This is a genomic window from Pseudomonas sp. Irchel 3A7 (genome assembly GCF_900187565.1).
Taxonomy (GTDB): Bacteria; Pseudomonadota; Gammaproteobacteria; order Pseudomonadales; family Pseudomonadaceae; genus Aquipseudomonas.
In genome coordinates, this window is record NZ_FYED01000001.1 from 495,496 (window position 1) to 521,760 (window position 26,265).

The 26,265-nt window shown below is 59.8% G+C and carries 21 protein-coding genes; 14 read left to right on the top strand and 7 right to left on the bottom strand.

Going from position 1 to position 26,265, the window contains the following annotated elements; translation table 11 throughout:
- The first annotated feature begins 44 nt into the window (after positions 1-44).
- Complete coding sequence (locus CKW21_RS02245) at positions 45-305, top strand: hypothetical protein (protein WP_095192390.1); 261 nt, start codon at positions 45-47, stop codon at positions 303-305.
- A 9-nt stretch (positions 306-314) separates the two neighbouring features.
- On the opposite strand, the gene betT is transcribed toward CKW21_RS02245, so the two are convergent.
- Complete coding sequence (betT, locus tag CKW21_RS02250) at positions 315-2,270, bottom strand: choline transporter BetT (RefSeq protein ID WP_170948613.1); 1,956 nt, start codon at positions 2,268-2,270, stop codon at positions 315-317.
- A 402-nt stretch (positions 2,271-2,672) separates the two neighbouring features.
- Positions 2,673-3,599, bottom strand: coding sequence for a serine O-acetyltransferase EpsC (epsC, locus tag CKW21_RS02255; RefSeq protein ID WP_095192392.1), 927 nt, complete (start codon positions 3,597-3,599; stop codon positions 2,673-2,675).
- A gap of 190 nt (positions 3,600-3,789) precedes the next feature.
- Here epsC and CKW21_RS02260 point away from each other — a divergent pair, with 190 nt between their 5' ends.
- The 13 genes from CKW21_RS02260 (at position 3,790) to CKW21_RS02320 (ending at position 17,095) form a co-directional block, all read left to right on the top strand.
- Positions 3,790-4,782 carry a D-cysteine desulfhydrase gene (locus CKW21_RS02260; RefSeq protein WP_095192479.1) on the top strand — a complete coding sequence of 331 codons (993 nt, stop codon included), beginning with the start codon at positions 3,790-3,792 and terminating at the stop codon, positions 4,780-4,782.
- A gap of 319 nt (positions 4,783-5,101) precedes the next feature.
- Entirely contained in the window at positions 5,102-5,896 is a 795-nt protein-coding gene (tcyJ, locus tag CKW21_RS02265) for a cystine ABC transporter substrate-binding protein (protein ID WP_095192393.1), read from the top strand.
- A complete protein-coding gene (tcyL, locus tag CKW21_RS02270; RefSeq protein ID WP_170948607.1) occupies positions 5,896-6,561 on the top strand; it encodes a cystine ABC transporter permease in 666 nt (221 codons plus the stop codon). The genes tcyJ and tcyL overlap by 1 nt, the downstream gene beginning before the upstream one ends.
- Before the next feature lie 4 nt (positions 6,562-6,565).
- Positions 6,566-7,321: an L-cystine ABC transporter ATP-binding protein TcyN gene (gene tcyN, locus CKW21_RS02275; RefSeq protein WP_095192395.1), complete on the top strand. Its 756-nt coding sequence runs from the start codon at positions 6,566-6,568 to the stop codon at positions 7,319-7,321.
- A 460-nt stretch (positions 7,322-7,781) separates the two neighbouring features.
- A complete protein-coding gene (locus CKW21_RS02280) occupies positions 7,782-8,552 on the top strand; it encodes a hypothetical protein (RefSeq protein ID WP_095192396.1) in 771 nt (256 codons plus the stop codon).
- 366 nt (positions 8,553-8,918) lie between these two features.
- Positions 8,919-10,160, top strand: a complete 1,242-nt coding sequence (locus CKW21_RS02285) for an SfnB family sulfur acquisition oxidoreductase (protein ID WP_095192397.1) — start codon at positions 8,919-8,921, stop codon at positions 10,158-10,160.
- Positions 10,161-10,197: 37 nt separating this feature from the next.
- Positions 10,198-11,391: an SfnB family sulfur acquisition oxidoreductase gene (locus CKW21_RS02290; RefSeq protein WP_095192398.1), complete on the top strand. Its 1,194-nt coding sequence runs from the start codon at positions 10,198-10,200 to the stop codon at positions 11,389-11,391.
- Entirely contained in the window at positions 11,391-12,749 is a 1,359-nt protein-coding gene (locus CKW21_RS02295; protein WP_095192399.1) for an LLM class flavin-dependent oxidoreductase, read from the top strand. The genes CKW21_RS02290 and CKW21_RS02295 overlap by 1 nt, the downstream gene beginning before the upstream one ends.
- 128 nt (positions 12,750-12,877) lie before the next feature.
- A complete protein-coding gene (locus CKW21_RS02300) occupies positions 12,878-13,687 on the top strand; it encodes a MetQ/NlpA family ABC transporter substrate-binding protein (RefSeq protein ID WP_095192400.1) in 810 nt (269 codons plus the stop codon).
- 2 nt (positions 13,688-13,689) lie between these two features.
- Positions 13,690-14,811, top strand: coding sequence for a methionine ABC transporter ATP-binding protein (locus tag CKW21_RS02305; RefSeq protein ID WP_095192401.1), 1,122 nt, complete (start codon positions 13,690-13,692; stop codon positions 14,809-14,811).
- Entirely contained in the window at positions 14,801-15,445 is a 645-nt protein-coding gene (locus CKW21_RS02310) for a methionine ABC transporter permease (RefSeq protein WP_095192402.1), read from the top strand. The genes CKW21_RS02305 and CKW21_RS02310 overlap by 11 nt, the downstream gene beginning before the upstream one ends.
- 472 nt (positions 15,446-15,917) lie before the next feature.
- A complete protein-coding gene (locus CKW21_RS02315; RefSeq protein WP_095192403.1) occupies positions 15,918-16,271 on the top strand; it encodes a DUF6124 family protein in 354 nt (117 codons plus the stop codon).
- Positions 16,272-16,465: 194 nt separating this feature from the next.
- Positions 16,466-17,095: a bifunctional 2-polyprenyl-6-hydroxyphenol methylase/3-demethylubiquinol 3-O-methyltransferase UbiG gene (locus CKW21_RS02320; RefSeq protein ID WP_095192404.1), complete on the top strand. Its 630-nt coding sequence runs from the start codon at positions 16,466-16,468 to the stop codon at positions 17,093-17,095.
- Between the two features lie 94 nt (positions 17,096-17,189).
- Here CKW21_RS02320 and CKW21_RS02325 read toward each other — a convergent pair whose 3' ends face one another.
- From CKW21_RS02325 to CKW21_RS02345, 5 genes are all read right to left on the bottom strand, one after another.
- The gene (locus CKW21_RS02325; RefSeq protein ID WP_371917489.1) at positions 17,190-19,433 is read right to left on the bottom strand and encodes a glycoside hydrolase; all 2,244 of its coding nucleotides are present in this window, start codon (positions 19,431-19,433) and stop codon (positions 17,190-17,192) included.
- A 206-nt stretch (positions 19,434-19,639) separates the two neighbouring features.
- Entirely contained in the window at positions 19,640-22,693 is a 3,054-nt protein-coding gene (locus CKW21_RS02330) for an efflux RND transporter permease subunit (protein ID WP_095192406.1), read from the bottom strand.
- Entirely contained in the window at positions 22,690-23,757 is a 1,068-nt protein-coding gene (locus tag CKW21_RS02335; RefSeq protein ID WP_095192407.1) for an efflux RND transporter periplasmic adaptor subunit, read from the bottom strand. Before CKW21_RS02335 ends, CKW21_RS02330 begins: the two co-directional genes overlap by 4 nt.
- A complete protein-coding gene (locus CKW21_RS02340) occupies positions 23,754-24,857 on the bottom strand; it encodes an efflux RND transporter periplasmic adaptor subunit (RefSeq protein WP_095192408.1) in 1,104 nt (367 codons plus the stop codon). Before CKW21_RS02340 ends, CKW21_RS02335 begins: the two co-directional genes overlap by 4 nt.
- 152 nt (positions 24,858-25,009) lie before the next feature.
- Positions 25,010-26,044, bottom strand: a complete 1,035-nt coding sequence (locus CKW21_RS02345; protein WP_095192409.1) for an RHS repeat-associated core domain-containing protein — start codon at positions 26,042-26,044, stop codon at positions 25,010-25,012.
- Positions 26,045-26,265 lie beyond the last annotated feature (221 nt).

Consider the following 26,265-nt stretch of genomic DNA (forward strand, 5'->3'; position numbering starts at 1 on the left):
AAGGCAGCCTCAAGGGCAATCACATCTGCAGGACAAAACCCACCATGCACACCACCATCATCATCACCTTCGGCCTGATCCTCCTCGCCCTGATGCTCTACATCGGCGAAAAAATCGGCTTCACCCGCCCAATCCTGGCCTACTGCTTTATCGTGCTGTGGCTGGCGCTGACGTTGATCAATGGCGCGGTCGGCATGGTCCACGCCGGCCAGCCATTGAGTACGGAGTTGGTGGTCGGCAGCGCCGTGTTCGGTGTCCCGGTGGCGGCGCTGGTGTTGTTCATGGTGCTGACCACCGAGACGTGAAAAATCCGATCAACGCACCAGGTGCAAGAACTGCATGTGCCGCTCGTACTGATCAAGGATGTCGTTGATCACCTGCTCGCGGGTGTAACCCACCAGATCGTAATCTTGACTGCCCTCGCTCAAATGCACCTCGGCCCGGTAATAACGACGGTTGTTGAGCTCCTTCGAACCCATGCCGCCACGGGCGAACGATGGCGTGAAATAGCCGCGCATCTGCACCTGGTAGATAAACGGATGCTGATCGCCGTGGCCGATCTCCAGGCTGACACTGTCATTGACCGGTTCGGGATGGGTAACGACGCTAAGCCCTTTTTCGATGAACACCGCCGACACCTCTTCGATGGCCGGCCGTACTGTCGAATCGAGGAAGCGATACACCTCGTCCCGCGATGGAAAATGCACCGCCTGGCTCAGGCGCTGACGCCAACCACCGCGCCGCGAACCGGACACCGGCGCCAGGGAATGCATTTGCGCGATCTGCTTCTGCGATTCCAGATAAAACGCCTTGTGCAGTCCCCACATCATCAATAGCAAGATCAGCGAGAACGGCAGCGAGGTCAGCACCACCGCCGACTTCAGCGCATCGATGCTGCCGGAGAACAGCAGCGCACTGGTCACCAACGCGGTCATCGCGCCCCAGAACACCCGCAGCCATTTCGGCCCGTCTTCATCCGGGCCACCACCCTTGGCGGACAGCGTCGACAGCACCACGGTGCCGGAGTCGGCGGAAGTGACGAAGAACACGAAACTGATGAACACCGTGACTGCAATCACGGTTTTGCTCCATGGGTAGGTTTCCAGCAGCAGGTAAAGGGTCATCGACGGGTTGTCGAGGGCCGACATGCCCAGCGCCGACATACCATGATTGAGCACCTGATCGATCGCGCTATTGCCGAAAATCGACATCCACGCCAGGGTGAAACCGAGCGGAATCAACAGCACGCCAAAGACGAATTCGCGGATGGTCCGGCCACGGGAAATCCGCGCGATGAACAGGCCCACGAACGGCGACCAGGCAATCCACCAGGCCCAATAGAACACTGTCCAGCCACCCAGCCAGTCGCTGGGCTTGTCGTAGGCATACAGGTCGAAACTCTTCATCGGCAAGGCGCCGAGGTAATCGCCGAGGTTCTGGATCAAGGTGTTGAGCAGGTGCTGCGTGGGGCCGGCGAACAACACGAACAGCAGCAGCGCACAGGCCAGCAGCATGTTGATGTCCGACATCACCCGCACGCCTTTATCGACACCGGACACCGCCACGACGATCGCCGCGCCCATCATCAGCGTGATCAGTCCGACTTGTATCCACTGGGTGTGGGCGATGCCGAACAGGTAGTCCAGGCCCGAGTTGAGGTGCAACACACCAAAGCCCATGTCGGCACCGAGGCCGAACACCGTGGCGATGATGCCGAAGCCGTCCACCGCGTAACCGATGGGGCCATTGATGCGCTTGCCGATCAGCGGATACAGCGCCGAGCGCAGGGCCAGCGGCAGGTTGTGGCGGTAAGCGAAGTAGGCCAGCGCCATGCCGACGAAGGCGAATACACCCCAGCCATGCAGCCCCCAGTGCAGAAACAGAATCTGCATCGCCTGGCGCGCCGCATCCGCCGTGCCCGCCTCGCCTTGTGGCGGCTGCAGCATGTGGGTCAAGGGTTCGGACACGCAGAAGAAAAACAAGGTGATGCTGATTCCCGCGGCGAACAGCATGCCGGCCCAGGACAGGTAACTGAATTCGGGCTCGTCGTGGTCGGCACCGAGTTTGATCTTGCCGTAGCCCGATAACGCGGTGACCACCACGAAGACCAGATACAGGGTCATCGCCAGCAGGTAGTACCAGCCAACCGTGTTGGCTGCCCAGTTTTGCGCCGCCAGAAGCCAGGCACCGGCCTGCTCGGGCATGGCCATGACTACGACGCCGAACAACAGAATGAAGCTCGCGGCGAACCAGAACACCGGCGGGTTCATGCGGACCTGGCCGCTTGAAGGAATTGATGATGCACTCATGAACGGTGCACCTCGAAGGGGTAAATCGTGGCTGTAGAAATCGGACTCAGCAAAGGCAAGCCTCCTGTTGTGAGCGGGCAGCGAACCACCGGTTTAACTTGAATGAACGTTCAAGTTAAACATGGATAGGGTGCTAAGGACTAATCGCAGGGCTGGGCGGTCGTGTTTGAACACTAGCTCAAGCAGGGGTTTGAGGCGGGGTTTGGGGGGGAATCGCTCAGTGGAGAATTGGCTGAGTCCATTATCTCGATACAGCTTGAAATCATTCGCGAGCAGGCTCGCTCCCACAAGTAGGAATGCATTTCCCTGTGGGAGCGAGCCTGCTCGCGAAGAGGCCGGCTCAGTCACCGAAGCTTTAAGACCTTACTTCTGCGTCCCATCATCATGCTGCAGATTCGCCTGGGTCAGGTTACTGCCCGCCGGCACGCTGCGGGTCAGCCAGACGTTACCGCCGATGGTCGACCCCTTGCCGATGGTGATCCGCCCCAGAATCGTCGCCCCGGCGTAGATCACCACATCGTCCTCGACAATCGGATGCCGCGGCTGGCCTTTCTGCAATTGACCGTCTTCATCCGCCGGAAAGCGCTTGGCGCCCAGGGTCACGGCCTGATAAATCCGCACCCGCTCGCCAATGATCGCCGTCTCGCCGATCACCACGCCGGTCCCGTGATCGATGAAGAAACTGCGGCCGATCTGCGCGCCGGGGTGAATGTCGATGCCCGTGGCCGAGTGGGCGATTTCCGCGCTGATCCGCGCCAGCAACGGCAACCCGGCGCGATACAAATGGTGGGCCAGGCGATGGTGAATCACCGCCAGAATGCCCGGATAGCACAACAGCACCTCATCGACGCTGCGCGCCGCCGGATCGCCGTGATACGCCGCCAGCACATCGGTGTCCAGCAGGCTGCGCAGCCCCGGCAGGGCAAGGGCGAAGTCCTGAATAATCTGGATCGTCTTCGCTTCGACTTCGTTCTCGGCCTGGGCACTGTGGCGCGCGGCATAGCGCAATTCGAGTCGCGCCTGGGCCAACAGCGCATTCAACGCCACATCAAGGGTGTGGCCGACGTAGAAGTCTTCACTTTCCTCGCGCAGGTCCACCGGGCCCAGACGCATCGGGAACAGCGCGCCACACAATGCTTCGAGAATCTCCGCCATGGCCGCCCGGGACGGCAACTCGCGACCACCCTGCTCGGTGCTGGCGCGGCCGTTTTGCGCACGCCACTGGTCACGCGCCGTGCGCAGCTGGCTGACGATGGTCTGCAATTGCCAATGGCTGGAACGCTCACTCACGGTAAAAACTCCTCACGGGCGGCCGGACTGTCTGGCCGCACTGACGGCGATTACTTTACGGCAAGGTCCTCGAACCAAATTAAGAACCAATTGTGCTGTGGTAAGCACCATTGGCTATAAGCGATTGAAGGTTGCCCAGTCTTTTGGGGGTGCCTATAGTCCTTTGATCATTCACCGCCAGTACGGACTCATGATCAAACAACAGCTTGCCCGCTTTAACCGTCTCGACCTGCTCGGTCAGCCCACCGCCCTGGAAAAACTCGAACGTCTGTCGACCTGGCTGGGCCGCGATCTGTACGTCAAACGCGATGACCTGACACCACTGGCCATGGGCGGCAATAAGCTGCGCAAACTCGAATACCTCGCCGCCGACGCCTTGGCCCAGGGTGCCGACACCTTGATCACCGCTGGCGCACTGCAATCGAACCACGTACGCCAGACTGCCGCGATTGCCGCCAAGCTGGGCCTCGGCTGCGTCGCCCTGCTGGAAAATCCCCTCGGCACCGACGACGCCAACTATGTCGGCAACGGCAATCGGCTGTTGCTGGACCTGTTCGATGCCAAGGTCGAGCTGGTGGAAAACCTCGACAACGCCGACGACCAATTGCACGCCCTGGCTTCTCGCCTGCGCAGCAATGGCAAGAAACCGTATCTAGTGCCAATCGGTGGCTCCAACGCACTGGGCGCCCTGGGTTACGTGCGTGCCGGTCTGGAACTGGCCGAGCAGATCAAGGACACCGGACTGAATTTTGCCGCCGTCGTCCTGGCCTCGGGCAGCGCCGGAACTCACAGCGGCCTGGCGCTGGCACTGAGCGAAGCGCTGCCGGATTTGCCGGTGATCGGCGTCACGGTTTCGCGCAGCGAAGAAGATCAGTTTCCGAAAGTACAAGGCCTGGCAGAACGCACCGCCGAGTTGCTGGGTGTGAACCTGCCGGAGCGTTTCAAGGTCGAGTTATGGGACGAATATTTCGGGCCGCGCTATGGTGAGCCGAACGCCGGGACATTGGCGGCGGTTAAGCTGGTGGCAAGTCAGGAAGGCCTGCTGCTCGACCCGGTCTACACCGGCAAGGCCATGGCCGGATTGCTCGATGGCATCGGGCGTCAGCGTTTCGATAAGGGGCCGATCATCTTCCTGCACACCGGTGGGGCGCCGGCGTTGTTTGCCTACAAGGATTTTCTGTAACAGCCACAAAACCTGTAGGAGCGAGCTTGCTCGCGATGAACAACAGGGCACCGAGGGATGTCAGGCTGTCAGCGTTATCGTTGACGACCATCGCGAGCAAGCTCGCTCCTACAGGGAAAACGCAGATTATTCCAAAAAAGAATAACCAGAAGATAAATTATTATTTTCTAATCTAAAAACGCCATCATATAGTCATGCTATACGCGAATTTCCCGAGAGACGCATCCGCTGCTTTAAGGCAGGATAGCGCTGTCGTTCAATTCCCGATTTCGCCAACCTTTTTAAAAGCGTCTTCCATAAGAAAACACAGGGGCTTGTCATGAATTTTTCCGCACTACGTCGAAATCTGCTGGTGGGTTCGCTGGGCCTGGCACTGAGTGCTGGCCTGATTGGCCAGGCGGTTGCCGGTGAACAGCTGCAACAGATCAAGGACAAAGGCGTTATCAACGTCGGCCTGGAAGGCACTTACCCGCCATTCAGTTTCGTCGACGCCGACGGCAAACTGGCCGGCTTCGAAGTCGAATTCTCCGAAGCCCTGGCCAAAGAGCTGGGCGTGAAGGTCAAACTGCAACCGACCAAATGGGACGGCATCCTCGCGGCGCTGGAATCCAAGCGTCTGGACGCCGTGATCAATCAGGTGACCATCTCCGAAGAGCGCAAGAAGAAGTATGACTTCTCCGAGCCGTACACCGTTTCCGGGATTCAGGCGCTGACCCTGACCAAGAACAAAGACACCATCAAGACCGCTGCCGACCTGAGCGGCAAGAAAGTCGGCGTGGGCCTGGGCACCAACTACGAACAGTGGGTTAAAGCCAACGTGCCAGGCGCTGATGTGCGCACCTACGAAGATGATCCGACCAAGTTCCAGGACCTGCGTGTCGGCCGCATCGATGCCATCCTGATCGACCGTCTGGCCGCGCTGGAATACGCCAAGAAGGCCAAGGACACCGCTGCTGCCGGTGAAGCGTTCTCCCGCCAGGAAGCCGGCATTGCCCTGCGCAAAGGCGAACCTGAGCTGCTGGCAGCTGTGAACAAAGCCATCGACAAGCTGCGTGCCGACGGTACGCTGAAAAAGCTTTCGGAAAAATACTTCAGCGCTGACGTCACTCAATAATGGAAGAGGCTTTTCAACTCGCACTGGACTCCGCGCCCTTCCTGCTGAAGGGCGCTTACTACACAGTGATCTTGAGCCTGGGCGGGATGTTTTTCGGCCTGGTGATGGGGTTCGGCCTGGCGCTTATGCGCCTGTCGCGCTTCAAGCTGGTGAGCTGGATCGCCCGCATCTACGTGTCGTTCTTTCGCGGCACGCCGTTGCTGGTGCAGCTGTTCGTGATCTATTACGGCCTGCCGCAATTGGGTCTGGAACTCGATCCGCTGCCGGCGGCCCTGATCGGCTTTTCGCTGAACATGGCTGCCTACGCCTGTGAAATCCTGCGGGCCGCGATCAGCTCCATCGAGCGTGGCCAGTGGGAAGCCGCTGCCAGTATCGGCATGACCCGCGCGCAAACCCTGCGCCGGGCCATCCTGCCGCAGGCGATGCGCACTGCATTGCCGCCGCTGGGCAACAGCTTCATTTCGCTGGTCAAGGACACAGCGCTGGCAGCCACCATCCAGGTGCCGGAGTTGTTCCGTCAGGCGCAGCTGATCACCGCCCGTACCTTCGAAATTTTCACCATGTACCTTGCCGCCGCGCTGATCTACTGGGTCCTGGCCACGGTGCTGTCGCACCTGCAGAACCAGTTGGAAGCCCGGGTCAATCGGCACGATCTGGAGTCCTGACCCAATGATTGTCGTGGAAAAACTGACAAAGCAGTTCAAGGGTCAAGTCGTGCTCAACGGCATCGATCTGCAAGTGAAGGAAGGTGAGGTCGTGGCGATCATCGGGCCAAGCGGCTCGGGCAAGACCACGTTCCTGCGTTGCCTGAACTTCCTGGAAGAACCCACCAGCGGCCGGATCAAGGTCGGCGACATCGAAATCGATGGCAGCCGCCCGTTGAACCAGCAGCAGGGTCTGGTGCGCCGTTTGCGCCAGCACGTGGGCTTCGTGTTCCAGAACTTCAACCTGTTCCCCCATCGCACGGCCCTGGAAAACGTCATCGAAGGCCCGATTGTTGTAAAGAAGGTCCCGCGTGACGATGCCATTGCCCTGGCTAAAAAGCTCTTGGCCAAGGTAGGACTGGCGGGCAAGGAAGACGCGTATCCGCGCCGTCTTTCGGGCGGCCAGCAACAACGCGTGGCGATTGCCCGCGCGCTGGCGATGGAACCGGAAGTGATACTGTTCGACGAACCGACCTCAGCCCTCGACCCGGAACTGGTCGGCGAAGTGCTGGCGACTATCCGCGGCCTGGCCGAGGAAAATCGCACCATGGTCATCGTGACCCACGAAATGGCGTTCGCCCGTGACGTGGCTAATCGTGTGGTGTTTTTCGACAAGGGCGTGATCGTTGAACAAGGCGAAGCCAAGTCGCTGTTTTCCAATCCGAAAGAAGAACGCACGAAACAGTTTCTCAGCAAGTTCCTGAACAACTCCCACAGCTGAGAAACCTTCTGAAAAAAGTTGTTAACTTCCACGGACGGAAGTTACTACCCTCTCGCAACACCCCACAATTACCGAAGACAAACAACAGACTTTTTGTCAGCTTGCGCGGTACATATATATTTTTTCCTGCCTCCGCATCCTGCCATGGCGAACAGCCAAAAGCCTGTGGCACAGGCGCTTCACTTCCAAAAACCCCCCATAACCTATAGTCAACTTCGACGCAGCAATAGCGCTTATTAACTTACCCACGTAGGAACTTTCTGAATAACACGCGTTTTTGTATCCGGCCAACTCACTCCATTGACACCCATTCAGGCTCGCTCTTATCTAGTCTCCAACCGGCGCCTTTCATTGCGCCCACTCATTATTTCAACTCAAAGTAATGAACGGCTTTGCAACTGAAACTTCATATTCCTGTTTTCAGAAATGGACTTCGCTGCAAGACCTCAAGGAGACCTCCATGACCAGCACTTCGAACCAAACCGGGCTTGCAGCCCCGACCCTGGCGCAATCTCACAAGACCGACATCAACATCGCCTGCGCCGCGCACTTGCTGATCGACATCCCGCCCTACCCCACGATGGACAAGGGAGACCTGGTCGAACTGTTTTGGGACAACTGCTACGTCGCCTCCCGGGTGCTGACGGCCACTGACGTCGGCCAGTCCATTCAGCTGCGGGTACCCGAAAGTTTCATCACCAACGGTTGCTCGCGCGTTCACTACCGGATCATGCAGGTCGGCCGAGGTCAGGCGTTGTCAATCGCCCGACGCGTGCAGGTCAAACTGGACTGCCCAGGTGGCCAGCCATCGGCCTTGTGTGGCGACGAAAATCAGGGCCTGGCGCCGGTGAGCATTCCCTCAACGATTCGCCGTCAGGGCGTGAATCCGAACCAGATCAAGCGCGGCGTGCCGCTGACCATCGAGCCTTATCTGAACATGGCGGTCGACGACGAAATCACCCTGCGTTGGGGCGATGTGCGCATGGATCTGCCAAGGCTCAAGGCGCGCGATGTGGGCCAACCCATCCAGGTATGGGTGCCGCCGGCGATCATTGTCGAGGCCGGCGAAGACCTGCGACTGGAGGTGACTTACTGCATTCTCGACCGGGTGGGCAACAACTCACGCTGGGCGCCGGCGCGGGCGTTGAAGATTGGGTGTGCCAATCCGTATCTCAAAGCCCCACCGAAGAAAGCGCTCAAAGCGACCGGCAAGGCCCGCAACCCTCTGTAGGAGCGAGCTTGCTCGCGATGGACTCCAAAGCGCCGCGTTTAACCAGAAAAAACGCGCAATCGTTAACGACCATCGCGAGCAAGCTCGCTCCTGCAGAAGCCGAATCAAACACTGAACTGTTGCTCTGGAAACAAGTGTTTCTCTGCGTACAGTTCATGGCGACACACTTCTATATATATTCCTAAAAGTTAGTTCATAACTTTTTTATAAACGCTTAGGGTATATGCACCGGACCACCGGACATTCTTGTTTTCGTTCGCCGCACCGCGGCGTTTCCATAAGATGTGAGGTAGGTATGGTCCGGAACACAATCACCCCAGTGCAGATCGCCAGGGCATTGCGTGTAGCAGCCAAGGAGTGGCGCTGATGTCCAGTCTGGCAGATGCAATCGTCCAGAGTGATCTGGATATCGCCCCTTTGTTGTTGCCCGCGCAAGTGCTGCGCAACGACGCACAAGCCATCAAGGCCGCCCATGAGCTGGCGCAAACCGCCCGCCTGCAAGCGGCCAAACGCGACCAGCAGCGCAAGCTGCCGTGGTCGGAAATCGAACAGTTCACCCGCAGCGGCCTGGGCAGCATTGCCATCCCGCGCGAGTACGGTGGCCCACAGGTTTCGTTCGTCACCCTCGCGGAGGTTTTCGCGATCATTTCCGCTGCAGATCCGGCCCTCGGGCAGATCCCGCAGAACCAGTTCGGCATCCTGAATCTGGTACTCGGCAGCGCCACCGAAGCACAGAAAAAACAGCTGTTCAAAAGCGTTCTTGAAGGCTGGCGCATCGGTAATGCCGGGCCTGAGCGCGGCACAAAAAACACCCTTGAACTCAAGGCGCGTATTACGGCCGACCGCGACGGTTTTGTCCTCAGCGGGCAGAAGTTCTATTCCACCGGTGCGCTGTTCGCGCATTGGGTCGCGGTCAAGGCGCTCAATGACGACGGCAAGCAGGTGTTGGCCTTCGTGCGTCGCGGAACGCCGGGACTGAGGATTGTCGACGACTGGTCCGGCTTCGGTCAGCGCACCACCGCCAGTGGCACGATCTTGCTCAACAACGTGCGGGTCGACGCCGAGCTGGTGGTGGATAACTGGAAGATCAACGACAAGCCGAACACCCAAGGCGCTGTCTCGCAGCTGATTCAGGCCGCCATCGACGCCGGTATCGCCCGGGGTGCTATCGACGATGCCATCGAGTTCGTGAAAACCCGCGCCCGGCCATGGGTCGATGCCAACGTTGAGCGGGCCAGCGATGACCTGTACGTGATCGCCGACATCGGCAAACTGAAAATCGAACTGCACGCCGCCGAAGCCCTGCTGCGCAAGGCCGGGCAAATACTCGATCAGGTACATGCCGCGCCGCTTACCGCCGAGTCCGCCGCCCGCGCCTCGATTGCAGTCGCCGAAGCCAAAGTGCTGACCACCGAGATCTCGCTGCTGGCCAGCGAAAAGCTTTTCGAACTGGCCGGCAGCCGCGCCACCCTCGCGGAATTCAACCTCGACCGTCACTGGCGCAACGCTCGGGTGCACACCCTGCACGACCCGGTGCGCTGGAAGTACCACGCGGTCGGCGCCTATCACCTGAACGGCACTAGGCCTGCTCGCCACTCCTGGATCTAACGACCAGAGCTCTTATTTACAGATTCTGGAGAAACTCATGACTCTTTCTCACCACGTCGCGGTCATCACCAGCGATGAGCAAGCCCTGATCGTCGCCAGCGACCTGGCCGAAGACTTCAAACGCGACAGCACCCTGCGCGACCGCGAACGCCGTTTGCCGCACCCGGAGCTGGAAGTGTTTTCCCGCTCGGGCCTGTGGGGCATCAGCGTGCCCAAGGAATTCGGTGGTGCCGGTGTTTCCAACGTCACGCTGGCCAAGGTCATCGCGCTGATTGCCCGGGCTGACGGTTCGCTCGGCCAGATTCCGCAAAACCATTTCTATGCCCTGGAAGTGCTGCGGGTGAACGGCAGCGAAGAGCAGAAGAAACGCCTGTATGCCGACGTACTGGCCGGCCAGCGCTTCGGCAATGCCCTGGCCGAACTCGGCACCAAAACCGCCCACGACCGCGTGACCAGCCTCACCCGCGACGGTGACGGCTATCGCATTAACGGTCGCAAGTTCTACGCCACCGGCGCGATTTACGCTCAGCGCATCCCCACCTCGGTGATCGATGAAAACGGTGTGCAGCAACTGGCATTCGTGCCGAGCAACAGCAAGGGCCTGACGGTGATCGACGACTGGAGCGGCTTCGGCCAGCGCACCACTGGCAGCGGTTCGGTGGTGTTCGAAGATGTCTTTGTGGCCGCCGAAGATGTGATCCCGTTTCAAAGCGCCTTCGAGCGCCCGACCCCGGTCGGCCCGCTTGCACAGATTCTCCATGCAGCCATCGACACCGGCATCGCCCGCGCCGCCTATGAAGATGCGTTGCACTTCGTGCGCACCAAGACCCGTGCATGGATCGACGCTACCCACGAAAAAGCCACCGAAGATCCATTGACGGTGAAGAGCTTCGGTCACTTGAGCATTCGCCTGCACGCCACCGAAGCACTGCTGGAACGCGCCGGTGAATTCCTCGACAAGGCCCAGGCCGACACCCATGCCGAGTCCGTCGCCGCCGCGTCGATTGCGGTCGCCGAAGCGCGGGCCATCAGCACCGAGATTTCCCTCGCCGCCGGCACCACGCTGTTCGAACTGGCCGGCAGCCAGGCGACCCTGAGCGAACACGGTCTGGATCGCCACTGGCGCAATGCCCGGGTGCATACACTGCACGACCCGGTGCGCTGGAAATACCACGCCGTGGGCAATTACTACCTCAACGATGAAAACCCGCCACTGCGGGGGACCATCTGATGGCTGCCGCTAAAAAGAAGATCCTGCTCAACGCGTTCAACATGAACTGCATCGGGCACATCAACCATGGCCTGTGGACGCACCCACGGGACACCTCGACCCAGTACAAGACAATCGAATACTGGACCGAACTGGCGCAATTGCTGGAGCGCGGGCTATTCGACGGTTTGTTCATCGCCGATATCGTCGGCGTCTATGACGTGTATCAGAACGCGGTGGACGTGCCGCTCAAAGAGTCGATCCAGCTGCCGGTCAACGACCCGCTGCTGCTGGTGTCGGCCATGGCGGCCGTGACCAAAAACCTCGGTTTCGGCCTCACCGCCAACCTCACCTACGAGCCGCCGTACCTGTTCGCCCGGCGCATGTCGACCCTCGACCATCTGAGTCGCGGTCGCGTGGGCTGGAACATCGTCACCGGCTACCTCGACAGCGCCGCCAAAGCCATGGGCCTGAGCGAACAGGTCGAGCACGACCGCCGCTACGACCAGGCCGACGAGTACCTGGAGGTGCTCTACAAACTCTGGGAAGGCAGCTGGGAAAACGGCGCGGTGCTCAACGACCCGCAGCAGCGCATCTATGCGCAACCGGAGAAGGTGCACAAGGTCGAGCACAAAGGCGAGTTCTATCAGGTCGAGGGTTATCACCTGTGCGAGCCGTCGCCGCAGCGCACGCCGGTGCTGTTCCAGGCCGGCAGTTCCGATCGCGGCTTGTTGTTCGCCGGGCGCCACGCCGAGTGCGTGTTCATCAGCGGCCAGAACAAACCGTCGACCAAGGTGCAGGTGGACAAGGTTCGCGCCAGCGCCGTCGAAGCCGGGCGTAACCCCGAAGACATCAAGGTGTTCATGGGGCTGAACGTGATTGTCGGCGCCACCGAAGAGCTGGCCTGGGCCAAGCACGCCGAGTACCTGAGCTACGCCAGCGCCGAAGCCGGCGTGGCGCATTTCTCGGCGTCCACCGGGATCGATTTTTCCCAGTACGAAATCGACGAACCGATCCAGTACGTGAAGAGCAACGCCATCCAGTCCGCCACCAAGAACCTGCAAAACAACGACTGGACCCGGCGCAAATTGCTCGAACAACACGCCCTCGGCGGGCGCTACATCACCGTGGTCGGCTCGCCCGAACACGTGGCGGATGAACTGGAATCGTGGATCGCCGAAACCGGCCTCGACGGCTTCAACCTGACGCGCATTGTCACGCCGGAAAGCTATGTCGATTTCATTGAACGGGTGATTCCGGAGTTACAGCGGCGGGGGTCGTACAAGACCGCTTATGACGATGGCAGCTTGCGGGAAAAGCTGTTCCGCGGTGAGGCGCATTTGCCTGAGCAACACACCGGTTCGGAATTCCGCCGCTAAATGCATCGCTGGCAAGCCAGCTCCCACAGGGATCGTGTGAACACCCGAAAAACCTGTGGGAGCTGGCTTGCCAGCGATGAGGCCCGCAGAAACAACTCCAAATTTATGCACTGACTGGAATAACCATCATGAAAAAGAACGACTTCTCTCACCCAGTCAAAGCACTGGCCCTGGCCCTCGGCCTTTTCAGCTCCGTCACCTTCGCCGCCGACCCGGCGCTGAAAATCGGCACCACCGCCGCTTTCGCCATTCCGCTGGAAGCAGCCGTCGAAGAAGCCGGCAAACAAGGCCTGAAAGTCGAACTCGTAGAGTTCACCGACTGGATCGCACCGAACGTCAGCCTCGCCTCGGGTGACATCGACGTGAACTACTTCCAGCACATCCCGTTCCTGGAAAACGCCAAGGCTGCCTCCGGTTTTGACCTGGTGCCGTTCGCGCCAGGGATCATCAACAACGTCGGCCTGTACTCGAAGAAGTACAAGAGCTTCGATGAACTACCAGAAGGCGCCAGCGTGGCCATCGCCAACGATCCGATCAACAGCGGTCGCGGTTTGCAGCTGCTGGCCAAGGCCGGTCTGATCACTCTCAAGCCGGGTGTGGGTTACAAGGCCACCGAAGAAGACATCATCGCCAACCCGAAGAAGATCAAGATTCTCCAGGTTGAAGCGGTACAACTGGTGCGCGCCTACGACGACGCCGATCTGGTGCAGGGCTACCCGGCCTACATTCGCCTGGCGAAGACTTTCGATGCCGGCTCGGCCCTGCTGTTCGACGGCCTCGATCACAAGGAATACGTGATTCAGTTCGTGATCCAGCCAAAAAGCAAAACCGACCCGCGCCTGATCAAGTTTGTCGACATCTACCAGCATTCGCCCGCTGTTCGCGCCGCCTTGGATAAAGCCCATGGCAAACTTTATCAAGCCGGTTGGGAAAGCTGAAAATGACTGCTGCCACCCAACTGCGACTGGAAATTCCAGAGCTTAAGCAAGCGATAGAAACTGAACTGCACCCGGACCTGAACCACGCCCACGTGCGCTTCATCAATCTGGGTAAAACCTACGACGGCCAGCAAGGTCCGGTGGCCGCCCTGCACGGCATTGACCTGGCGATCCAGCGCGGTGAAGTGTTCGGCATCATCGGCCGCAGCGGCGCTGGCAAGTCGTCGCTGATTCGTACCATCAACCGCCTCGAACAACCGACATCGGGCCGGGTGCTGATCGATCAGGTGGACATCGGCGAGTTCGATGAGGACCGACTGGTGAAGCTGCGCCGGCGCATCGGCATGATCTTCCAGCACTTCAATCTGATGTCGGCCAAGACCGTTTGGCAGAACGTCGAATTGCCGCTGAAGGTTGCTGGTGTGCCGAAGGAAAAGCGCGACCAGAAAGTCCGTGAACTGCTGGAGCTTGTGGGTCTGGAAGCGAAACACAAGGCCTATCCGGCGCAACTCTCCGGCGGGCAGAAACAGCGTGTCGGCATCGCCCGCGCGCTGGTTCACGACCCGGCGATTCTGCTCTGCGATGAAGCCACTTCGGCGCTGGACCCGGAGACCACGCAATCGATCCTCGGCCTGCTGCGCGAGATCAACCGGCGCCTGGGCCTGACCATCATTTTGATCACTCACGAAATGGCGGTGATCCGCGAAATCTGTGATCGCGTGGTCGTGCTCGAACGCGGGCGCGTGGTTGAGCAGGGGCCGGTCTGGGAAGTCTTCGGCAACCCGCAGCACGAAGTCAGCAAGACGCTGCTCGCACCGTTGCAGCATGCACTGCCGTCGGAGCTGCAAAGCCGCTTGCAGGCGCAACAGCAGTCCTCGGATAGCGCCGTCGTGCTGCGCCTGCAATTCACGGGTTCAGCGCAGGACGAGCCGGACATTGCCGCCCTGTTCAGCGCCCTCGGTGGCCGCGTGCGCTTGCTGCAAGGTGGCGTGGAACGGATTCAGGGCCATGCACTGGGGCAACTGCTGCTGGCGGTGACCGGTTCGCCTCTCACCGCTGAACAGTTGCGTCAGCGCGCCGGCCAATGGGCGCAACAAGTGGAGGTGTTGGGCTATGTGGTTTGATCGCTTGCTGCAGGGCTTCATCGACACGTTTTTAATGGTTGGCGTTTCGTCATTGATTGCGTTGCTGGCGGGCATTCCGCTGGCGGTGATTCTGGTCACCAGTGCCAAGGGCGGCATCTACGAAGCCCCCACGGTGAACCGCGCACTGGGTGCATTCGTGAACCTGTTTCGCTCGATTCCGTTTTTGATTTTGATGGTGGCGCTGATTCCCTTCACCCGCTTGATCGTCGGCACCACCTACGGCGTATGGGCGGCGGTGGTGCCGCTGACCATCGCCGCTACACCGTTCTTCGCGCGGATTGCCGAAGTCAGTTTGCGCGAGGTGGATCACGGCTTGATCGAAGCGGCACAGGCCATGGGCTGCCGGCGCCAGCACATCGTTTGGCACGTGCTGCTGCCCGAGGCGCTGCCGGGGATTGTCGGCGGTTTTACGATTACGTTGGTGACGATGATCAACTCATCGGCCATGGCCGGGGCGATTGGTGCCGGCGGGTTGGGGGACATTGCGTATCGGTATGGGTATCAGCGTTTTGATAGTCAGATCATGTTGACGGTGATTGTGCTGCTGGTGGCGTTGGTGGCGGTGATTCAGTTGGGTGGGGATCGGTTGGCGCGGGGCCTCAACAAGCGGTAACCCTGTACTTTTAGGAGCGAGCATGCTCGCGATGGAGGTCAACGATAACGCGGGAAACCTGATTCCCCGCGGCACCCTCAGGTTTTTCGCGAGCAAGCTCGCTCCTACAGGAGTAGCGATCCAGGGGATTTTTCTCACAGGAAAATCAGCGTTTCCGAAGGTGTGATCCCTTTCCTTTGCAGGACATTTCCTAGATTATTTCGCTCGCTTGCGCCTGCCAGATCCGGTGGCTAGTCTCGGTCCGTCACTGCTCATCAGTGATCGGGTTTAGTAGCCCGGAACAATAGGCGCATAGCGTTTCCATGCTCATGTCCGGCAGTTTGCCGCATGCAGAATATGGTGGCTGTGCGTGGGGCACCTTCGGGTGCACCGGTTTTTCCTATTGACCGGCCTACTAACCTGCGTACAGCCGCCACCCAACGATTAGTAGGCGAAGAGTGACGGCTCCCATGCAGCAATAGGAGCAACACTCATGGAAAAATCCGTTCCTGATCCACCAGAATCCTCCTCCAACGAAGCCCTCACTGACGACCTGCTCAGAGACCGCTCCGCCCTCTACCGCGCCATCGATTTCTACCTCACCGGCGATCAGCCCTCGCCACCCGATGAACTACGGTTCTACAACGTCAGCAAAGACGAGAGCTTCGAAGACACCCAGCTCTATATCGCGGATTTGCTGCGCTGTGCCTCGGTCACGGCCTATCAGTGCGGCGACCATCTCAAGGGCGCTGATCGGGCCATGGTGTTCTCGGTCTGGCATTTACTGGAGATCGCCAAGGCGATGGTTGATCGGTCGATTGAGTGTTTGGGGATGAAGCACAGCTGAATCTGGCCTGAGCCATTCGTTGTCAGCTCCACCGCCATCGCGGGCAAGCCCGCTCCCACAGTGATATTCAGTGACCACAAAATTTGTGTACTGCCGAGAACCCTGTGGGAGCGAGCCTGCTCGCGAATGGCTGCGCAGCAGCCCCGAACCTGATGGCGTATATTCGGCAGATATCAATCGCCTGTGCAGCCACCATGAAACAGACCCCCACCGACCTCCAACAGATCACCGCCACCACCTTGGCCCATTACAACTCGGTAGCCGAGGGTTTTCGTGAAGGGACGCGTGATCACGATGTCAGCCAGAACATCGATGCGTTGTTGCGGCATATTCAGGGCGAGGCGCCGTTCGATATTCTCGATTTCGGCTGTGGGCCGGGACGTGACTTGCAGACCTTCACCCGCATGGGCCAGAAGGCTGTAGGTCTCGACGGTTCGGAAAAGCTCGCGCAGATGGCCCGTGAGGACAGTGGGTGCGAGGTCTGGCAGCAGGACTTTTTGAAACTCGATCTACCGGCCGAACGCTTCGATGGGATCTTTGCCAATGCGGTGTTGTTTCACGTCCCGCGTCAGGAGTTGCCGAGGGTGTTGAAGGAACTGCGGGCGACATTGAAACCCGGCGGTGTGTTGTTCAGTTCCAATCCACGTGGCGAGAATCAGGAAGGCTGGAACGGGCCGCGTTATGGGGCCTATCACGACCTCGCGGCGTGGCAGCACTTGCTCACCGAGGCGGGATTTGTGGAGCTGGAGCATTACTACCGGCCGGCGGGGTTGCCGCGCGAGCAGCAGCCTTGGTTGGCGAGTGTCTGGCGCAAGCCGATGTAATCCCTAAGGACGCCTTCGCGAGCAGGCTCGCTCCCACAATGGATCTTGAGCGTTCACAAAATCCCTGTGGGAGCGAGCCTGCTCGCGAAGCTCTTCAGGGCAAAGACGAAGCCTGATGCTTCATTACGGCCCCATCTGCCACAAATGCAGTGATGCCCTGCCCCGCCAGCCGCTGACCTTCAACCTCACGCTCACGCCGATCAAAATTGGCCACCAGCCGTGTGCCGTCGGCAAAGGTGCTCTGCTGCACCAACCGATCCTCACTCAACCATCGAAAGTCGATCATCGCCTGGGTTGCCAGGCGCTCGTGCAGGGGACGAAAGAAGGCATCTTGTCGTGCCATCAACGGCAGTCGTTGCTTCAATGTTTCGGCGCTGAGGTGATACAGCGGCGGTACGTTATAGAGCAACTGGGCCAATTCGTTTTCGACCCGCACATTGCTCAATTTGAGATTGTCGAACAGCCAGTGATGGGATGTGATGACCGAGCCGTGGAACACCGCCTGATAAAGCGGCAATCGCGTTTGCGGCGCAAAGTGCGCCGTGCGGTAAGGTTCCTTGAGCGGCACGTTTTTGAAGAAAACCTGCGGTTGTTCATTGGGAAACCAGCGGCCCAGGAAATAGGGCGAATTCGTATTCTTGCTCATATCCGGATCACCCCAACCGATCACCGGTGTCTGCATTCCGTGAGCAAACAGTACGCCTTGGGCCGTTGTGGCGTTGCCATCCTCGGAACCGGTCGGTAGCTTCAATGTCTCGTTGACCCAACGCGACGCGTCGATATTTCCCTTGGCGTTTTGCGCTTGGGTCAAGGTGGCGCCAGGTCGATAGCTGTCGAACAGCATGCCGGTGGCATAGGCATCGAGAAACCAGCTGTTGAAACCTGCGCGCGCCTGCACGGTCTTGATGCGCGCCTCGAGCAATGGCCGCACACAACGCGGATCGGTGTAGTGCCCCGATTGTTGAAAACCGCTTTTGTACTGTCCGCCGCTCAAGACAATTGCACATTCCCGGTTGGCCCGTGAACCCAGGTGCGCGGTAGTCCAGTCCGGGTTTTCACTGGCACTGAGCGCGGTTTCATAGGAGTCGTACGGCGCCAGCAAATACCCTTGCGCGACAGCCTCGCGCACCGTCTCAGGGTGCCATAGACCGCCCTCCCAGCCCTCACCGAGGCCTATCCAGAGCCGCGAAAGGCCTGCCGCTTTCAGCTGTTCAAACGTGCTCGTCGACAAACTGCTGCCCCAACGTTCAGGGGCGTCGGTGAGTGCTTCGGCGAACTCACTGGCCAACTCCCTGCGCAATTGGCCGTAACCCTCGGCGAGTTTCTGCATGTCCGGTTCGACAACGGCCTGCCAGCCCTTTCGCGCCAAGGTGTTGAGCGCGCCGTTGAGGCCGCGCAGCACTGTCGTTTGTTGATAAGGGTTCAGCGGCGCTTGCACGACGCCGAGCATCTTGCGGGTTTCAACATCGAAGCTGCCTCGCAACTTGCCGGCCAGTGCCCCGTCGCTTCGCAACAGGGTCAACAACGCCGACCAGTTGCGCACGTCGCTCGGTCCGAGCAGGTCGTTGCCCCACAAATAAACATGAGTGGCGCCCAGCAGCTTGTTGGCTTCCGGTGTCTTCAGCAGTTTGTCGCTCAAGGTCTCGTATTGCCCATTGTCGACCAACCATTGCCGATAACGCTTGGCCCCGGCCAACAGATCGGCATCTCCCAATGACAGCTTGAACGTCAGCGGAGCATCAGGTCCAAGGGAGGTGAATTGGTGATGGGCCGCCAGGACAAGGGTATTGTTCTCGGCGCTGAACGTCAGGCGATTGTTGTAGGGATTGGTCATCAGCCAATTCAGCGTGAACCCGCCGTGATCGACACCCCAAAGGGGCAGGCTCAGATCCTGGGTGGTGTTGAATTCACCCTGATCGAGCAGAAATTTCTGCCAGCGCGCGTCACCCGCCGGGACGTAGCGCCCCTCGGCCAGTGGCCAGATCAAGCCTTTGCCCATGGCATGGCCAGGTTGTTCGAGAAATTTCAGTTCACCCGGAGCTCGGGCCGTGATGGACAGGGACAGCTCTCGTTGATCGAGAGCGGCACTGAGGGTCCAGGCGGCGTCATCCCACTGCCAATCCAGTCGATTGCTACCTGACTTGAGGTTGCTGACCTTATGCCTGGCAACGCCCGCCGAGGCTTGCACGGGCATTTGCTGCGCGGGAATGACGCGGATTGCCAGCGTGGCGGGGTCCAGTTCGACACGCCACAATGAATTTTCCAGCACGCTGGCAGCCAGCGCCGAGGACCAAAGCAGTACGCCAAGCAACAATGCGTAGCGTAAGTAATGAGCCATGCACGACATCGGAAAATCCCTCCTCGCGGTGGAAGAGGGAAGCTACAACAGCCCGTCGACGCTGTAAGTAGGACCGTTCCCAAAATTCCTTTCGGCAACCATCGGCACTCCGTTGCCCTTATCGCGAGCAAGCTCGCTCCCACAATGGACCGCGTACACCCTGTGGGAGCGGGCTTGCTCGCGAATAGAGCGCGCAGCGCTCGCCTTTATGCAGACTCTTTCTTCGGCTCGCGAATCCTGTACCAGGCGACATACAGCGCCGGTAGAAACAGCAGGGTCAGTAGCGTGGCAATGATGATCCCGCCAATCATCGCGTAAGCCATCGGCCCCCAGAACACTTCCCGGGCAATCGGAATCATGCCCAGACTCGCCGCCGCCGCAGTCAACAGGATCGGGCGACGGCGGTGTTCCGTCGCCTCCATCACCGCATCCCACTGCGAATACCCTTCGCTGACAAACGCATCGATCTGGGTTACCAGAATCACCGAGTTGCGGATGATGATGCCGATCAGCGCCAGGATCCCCAGAATCGCCACGAAGCCCATCGGCGTTCCGCTCGGCACCAGCGCCAGCACCACGCCGATCAAACCCAGTGGTGCGACGCTGGCCACCAGGAACAGCTTCTGCACGCTGTGCAACTGAATCATCAGGAAGGTTGCCATTAAAAACAGCATCAACGGCACGACCTTGGCAATCGGCCCCTGGGCCTTGCCGCTTTCCTCCACCGTACCGCCGGTGGCGACCTTGTAGCCCACCGGCAAACTCGCGGCGAATTTGTCGATGTCCGGTTTGAGCACGGTCACCAGGTCCGTGGGTTGAATGTCGCCGAGCAGCGTGGCCTTGATGGTAATCGTCGGTTTGCGGTCACGGCGCCACACCAGCGGCTGCTCCAATTCGTAACGCACGGTGGCGAATGCCAGCAGCGGAATCGAGGTACCGCCCGGCGTGACGATTTGCAGGTTTTGCAAGGTTTCCGGTGAGCCCCGCTCGGTGTCCACCGCACGGCCGACCACGTTGATCAGGTAAATATCATCGTCAACTTGCGTCACCGTCGAGCCGCTGACGATGCTGTTCATCAGGTTCGCCACGTCCTCGGACGACAGGCCGAGCTGGCGTGCCTTGTCCTGGGCGATATCGATGCGCAAGACCTTGCCCGGCTCGTTCCAGTCGAAAATGATCTCGCCGATGTGCGGGCTCTTGTCCAGCTCGCTGGCCAGATCGATGGCGTGTTTGCGTACCTGATCGATGTCTTTGCCGCTGACCCGGTACTGAATCGGCCGCCCGACCGGCGGGCCCATTTCCAGCGCCTGCACGTAGCTGCCGATACCGACGAAATCCTTGCGCAGGCGTTCGCGCAGGCGGTCGCTGAGCACTTTTCGCGCCTCGAAACTCTTGCTGACGATCACCAGTTGCGCGTAGTACGGGTTCTGCAATTGCTGGTCGAGGGGCAGGTAGAAACGGATCGCGCCCTGGCCTATGTAGGTGCTCCAGCGCACGATGTCCGGGTCGCCCTTGAGCGTGGCTTCGAGCTTGTCCACCGCTTTGCGGGTTTCCTCGATGGAGGCGTTTTGCGGCAGGTTCAGATCCAGCAGGATTTCCGGGCGGTCCGAGGACGGGAAAAACTGGTTCTGCACAAAACGCATGCCCACCACCGACAGCAAGAACAGCAGCACGGTGATGCCGATGGCCCACCAACGGTTGCGCATGCTCCACAGCAAGCCCCCATTGAACGCTCGCCCGATACGCCCCGGCTCTGCCGAGTGGGGCTTCACCTTAGTGCTGAGGATGTGCACGCCGATCACCGGGGCGAACAGCACCGCGACAATCCATGAGACGAGCATCGCCACGGCGATCACCGCGAACAAGGTGAAGGTGTACTCGCCGGCCGAGCTGGCATTGAGGCCGATCGGAACGAAACCGGTGACCGTCACGAGGGTCCCGGTGAGCATCGGGAAAGCGGTCGAGGTGTAGGCGAACGTCGCCGCCTGTTCCTTGGTATCGCCCAACTCCAGGCGCGAGACCATCATCTCGACGGTGATCATCGCATCGTCCACCAACAGACCCAGGGCAATGATCAACGCACCGAGGGAAATCCGTTGCATGGTGATGCCGCTGTATTCCATGAACACGAACACCATCGCCAGCACCAGCGGGATCGAACACGCCACCACCAACCCGGCGCGCACACCGAGGCTGACGAAACTGACCACCAGCACGATCACCACCGCTTCGAACAACGCGCTGGTGAAGCCGCCGACGGCCTCTTCCACGACCTGCGCCTGGTCGGAAACGGTGTGCACTCCGACGCCGACGGGCAAATCGGCAGTCAGGTCGATCATGCGTTGGTGCAACGCCTTGCCGAAGACCTGAATGTTGCCGCCCTTCTGCATGGCGATGGCCAGGCCGATGGCCTGCTGCCCGTTGTAGCGAAACTCCGGGCTCATCGGATCGACGTAGCCACGCCGGATGTCAGCGACGTCGGCCAGTCGATAGAACCGGTCATTGAGCCGCAGGTTGACGTTGGCCAGGTCTTTTTCGGACGCGAACTGCCCGGACGTGCGCACGGAAATCCGCTCGGGTCCCGCCTCGATCACCCCAGCCGGGGTCACGGCGTTCTGGGCTTGCAGGCTCTGCAATACCTGGCGTTCATCAATGCCCAGCGCCGCCAGTTTGCGCGTGGAGAAATTCAGGTAAAGGACCTCGTCCTGCTGACCGACCATCTCGATCTTGCCCAACCCCGGCACATCGCGGATTTCGGCGCGGGCCTGCTCGACATAGTCACGCAACTGGCGCATCGACAACCCATCGGCCGTGAAGGCGTAGACCGAGCCGAACACATCACCGAACTCGTCGTTGAAAGACGGTCCCTGAATACCCTGGGGAAACTGGCCTTTGATGTCGCCGATTTTCTTGCGCACCTGGTACCAGATTTCCGGAATGTCCTTGGCCTTGGTGGTGTCGCGCAGGTTCACGTAGACCGTGGATTCGCCGGGGCGGGTATAGCTTTTCACATAGTCGAGGGAGTCGAGTTCTTCGAGTTTTTTCTCGATGCGGTCGGTGATCTGCTTGAGGGTTTCTTCCTGGGTCGCACCGGGCCAGCGGCTCTGGATCACCATGGTTTTGATGGTGAACGAAGGATCTTCCTCGCGGCCCAGGTTCATGTACGAGAACACGCCCATCAGCAGGCCGACGAACATCAGGTACCAGACGAACGACTGATGCTTGAGCGCCCATTCGGATAAGTTGAAACTCCCTTTCATTGTGGGCTGTCCTCATCGACTTTCACTTTTTGCCCCGGTTTGAGGCTGTTCACACCGGCCGTGACGACACGCTCGCCGTTCTTCACACCGCCGGCCAGCACGACGCTGCCGTCGGTGCGACTGATGAGGCTGACGTCCCGGGGGGACACGGTTTGCGTCTGCGGATCGACGACCCAGATACGGGCCTTGCCTTCGACCTCCTGCAGCACGCTCACAGGCAGCTCGATTCGGGGTTTGACCGTAGAGCTCAAGGTCACGCTGATCGCCGTACCCAGACGAAACGCAGGCGGTGTCTCGGACAGGGTCAGACGCGCGCGCCGGGTGCGGGTCGTGCTTTCGGCCTGGGGCTCGATTTCCCGCACGATGGCCGTGGTGCTGATTTCCGGGTTCAATTGCGAGGCGACCTGGAACACCACATCCTTGGGCAATTGGTCGATCAAGGTGTCCGGCAGATCAATCACCGCTTCCTTGATGTCCGGTTGTGCCAGGGTCACGACCTGCTGGCCAGCGGTGACGACTTGCCCGGCCTCGGCACTCCACGCGGTGACCACCGCCTTGTGGTCGGCACGTAATTCAACGTAGTTGAGCTGATCCTTGGCCTGATTGACCGCAGCCCGGGCCTGATCAAGCGACGCCTGGGTGGTTTTCAGATCGGTTTGCGCGGAGTCGAGCTGTGCCTGCGAGCCCACGCCACGATCAAACAGATCCTGCTGTCGCCGCGCGGTGGCCTGGGCGTTGATGAATTGCGCCTGGATGCTCGCCAGATCACCCTCGGCCGACCGCAACTGGTTCTGCTGGTCGGTGGGATCGAGCGAGGCGAGCAAGGCGCCTTTTTCAACCTCCGCCCCGACGTCGACACTGCGACTGGCAATGCGTCCGGGCACCCGGAAGCCGACATTGCTTTCGTAACGGGCCTGGATGTTGCCGGCAAAACGCCCGAGGGTTTCTTCACCCAGTGCCTGCACCTTGATCGACAGTACCGGACGCACCGGCTCCGGCGGCGGTTCTTCTTTCGAGCAAGCCACCAGCATCACGCTGGCCAACACCCACAAGAGAGGCTTCATGGCTTAGCCTCCGTGGCCAGGTCCTTGTAGGTGTTTTCGGCGACTTCCACCGTCACACCGGGGTGCAGCAACTGGCCACCGGCGATGACGACTTTTTCGCCACCGTTCAGACCGGCGCTGATGATGACTTTACCGGTCAGGTAGCGGCCGACGGTGACCGGGTGCAATTGCGCCTTGCCCTCCGCGTCCACCAGCCACACCGCCGGTTCGTTGACTTTTTTGGTCAGCGCCGACCATGGCAATTCAACCGCGGCTTTGCCACGGGTGGTGCCGGTAGCGCTCACCACCGACCCCAGTTGCATGCCTTGCGGCAGGCTGTCGAGGGTGACCTTGACCTGCACCGTGCCCGTCTGCTCGGAGACTGCCGGGGTGATTTCGCGTACGGTGCCGGTGGTTTTGATCGCCGGGTTATCGAGCAGGCTGACCACCACCGTTCGGTCTGTCGGAGGTTCGATCAGCAGCGACTCGTAGACGTTGAACACTGCGTCGCGCTCACCGTCCTGGGCCAGACTGTAGATCGGCACCGTAGCCTGTACCACCTGGCCGACCTCGGCCTGACGCGCCGTGATCACACCCGGCGCATCGGATATCAACGCGGTATAGCTCAATTGTTCGCGGGCATTGGCCAACTGCGCCTGGGCCGCCGCCAACGAACTCTGGCTGCTACGCAACGCCGCTTGTGCCGAGTCATATTCGCTTTGGCTGGTGTAGCCCTTGGGCAGCAGTTTTTGCTGACGCACAAACGACGCGGCGTTCTGTTTGACCTTGGCCTGCTCGGCGACGACCTGGGCCTGGGCTGAATCGACACTGGTTTGCAGGTCTTTGGGATCAAGCCGGGCGAGTACCTGTTTGGCGGCAATCCGGTCTCCGACATCGACCGTGCGCTGGATGATCTTGCCGCCGACGCGGAACGACAGCTCGGTCTGCACCCGTGCCTGCACATCGCCGGTCAAGGTTACACTGGCGGCGTAATCGGCTGGCTTCACCTCTTGCACGAACACCCGTGGCCGGTCCTTTTCGACGGATTTCTCTTCACTGCAAGCGCTCAGCAAGGCCAACAGGCTCAGGCCAAGCGCCATTTTCAATCCGGGACCAGCCATGCAGACTCCTTTGCGTTTTACGGGCGCGATTCGTCTGTCAGCTTAGAACAGGGTTACAAGGGTGCACGCTGCAGCGGCAAAAAACCGCAGGGGGGCGCGGTCATCCTTGTAACGATGGGTCATGGAGCGCGACGAGTTTGGTCTTCGAGCTATCAGGAATCACGCCGCACACTTCGTGCGTCCGTAGGTACGTTCGGATACAAAAAAGACTGGCGGGCGGGCTGCCCCCCTAAAAGAATCCTTCCAGTCACTTCTTGAAATAAAGGTGAAACTGACGGTGTCTCACCAGTAGTCGCCACAGGCTTGTGACGCTCGACAAAACCCTTCAACGCAGGAATTGTTTTCGGATCGCGCGCAGCCCAATAGGATCCCATTCGCGCCGAAACCGTAACGGCGCCCAGTCCTAGCGATATTAAGCCAAGAATCGCGGCGGTCTCGGTATCTTTGTAGATCGTCGCGACAGCAGCACCGACTCCCACCACGGACGTAAGCATTGTCGTGACGCCCGCAATGGTCGAGCCAGCAGCTCCCAGCGTGACTTTAGCCGGCAACTGCCCTGCCGCCCCCCACTGTAATGCGTCCTTTGCCAGCTTAAAGGGAATGGCGGGCTCTAAAACAATACGGGCGTTAAACACACTGAGCACACTGGAAATGAGCTTGGAGAACTGCCCCGTCGGATCACCGAAATTCACCGGGTCCCCCTGACAATACGCGTAAGGATTCAATCCTCCCCGCCCAAACGGACTCAACCGGTCCGGACTGTGAAACCGCATCAGCACCGGGTTGAACGCCCGATGCCCGTTACCCAGCAAATAATGCCCGGCGACCCGATCGACTGCCTCACCGTTGAAGCCCAGCAGACTGCCTGGACCACTCTCGGCCCATCGATGACCGTAGGCTGTATAAACCTGACGCTCCGCTCCACCCGGCCCGGTGACCTGCAATACGGAACGCTGCTGATCGGTGGTCAGCAGTTCACTATTGAGCACATCGTCCTGACATGATTGCAGCGCCAGCAGTTGCTTGTCGTGCTGGAAGACGCTCTGGCTGGCCTGACCTTGCAGCACGGTTGTCAGGTCCTTGTGACGGTAAAAATGTTGCAGCTTTTCCTGTCCGGCAGGTTCTCGCCCGATCAGTTGGTCCAGTGGGTCATAACGATAGCGGCACAGTTCTGTTTTCAGCATCATGAGCACCTCCTTCCAATGCGCTGAGCTTGCACTGCCCGAAGGATCAGGACACCTATCAGAACTGCTAGTAATGGATGAAAAGTCTTTCGTCAGCACGCCACGGCAGCGCAAGACAGCTATTTTTCCTGCGCGGCAAGGTTCTGCCTTCGCCCGCGCTGATCGGAATTTCCTCCTACAGCAATTGCCGAAGACTCCTACATTGTAATTTTTCACACACCGTT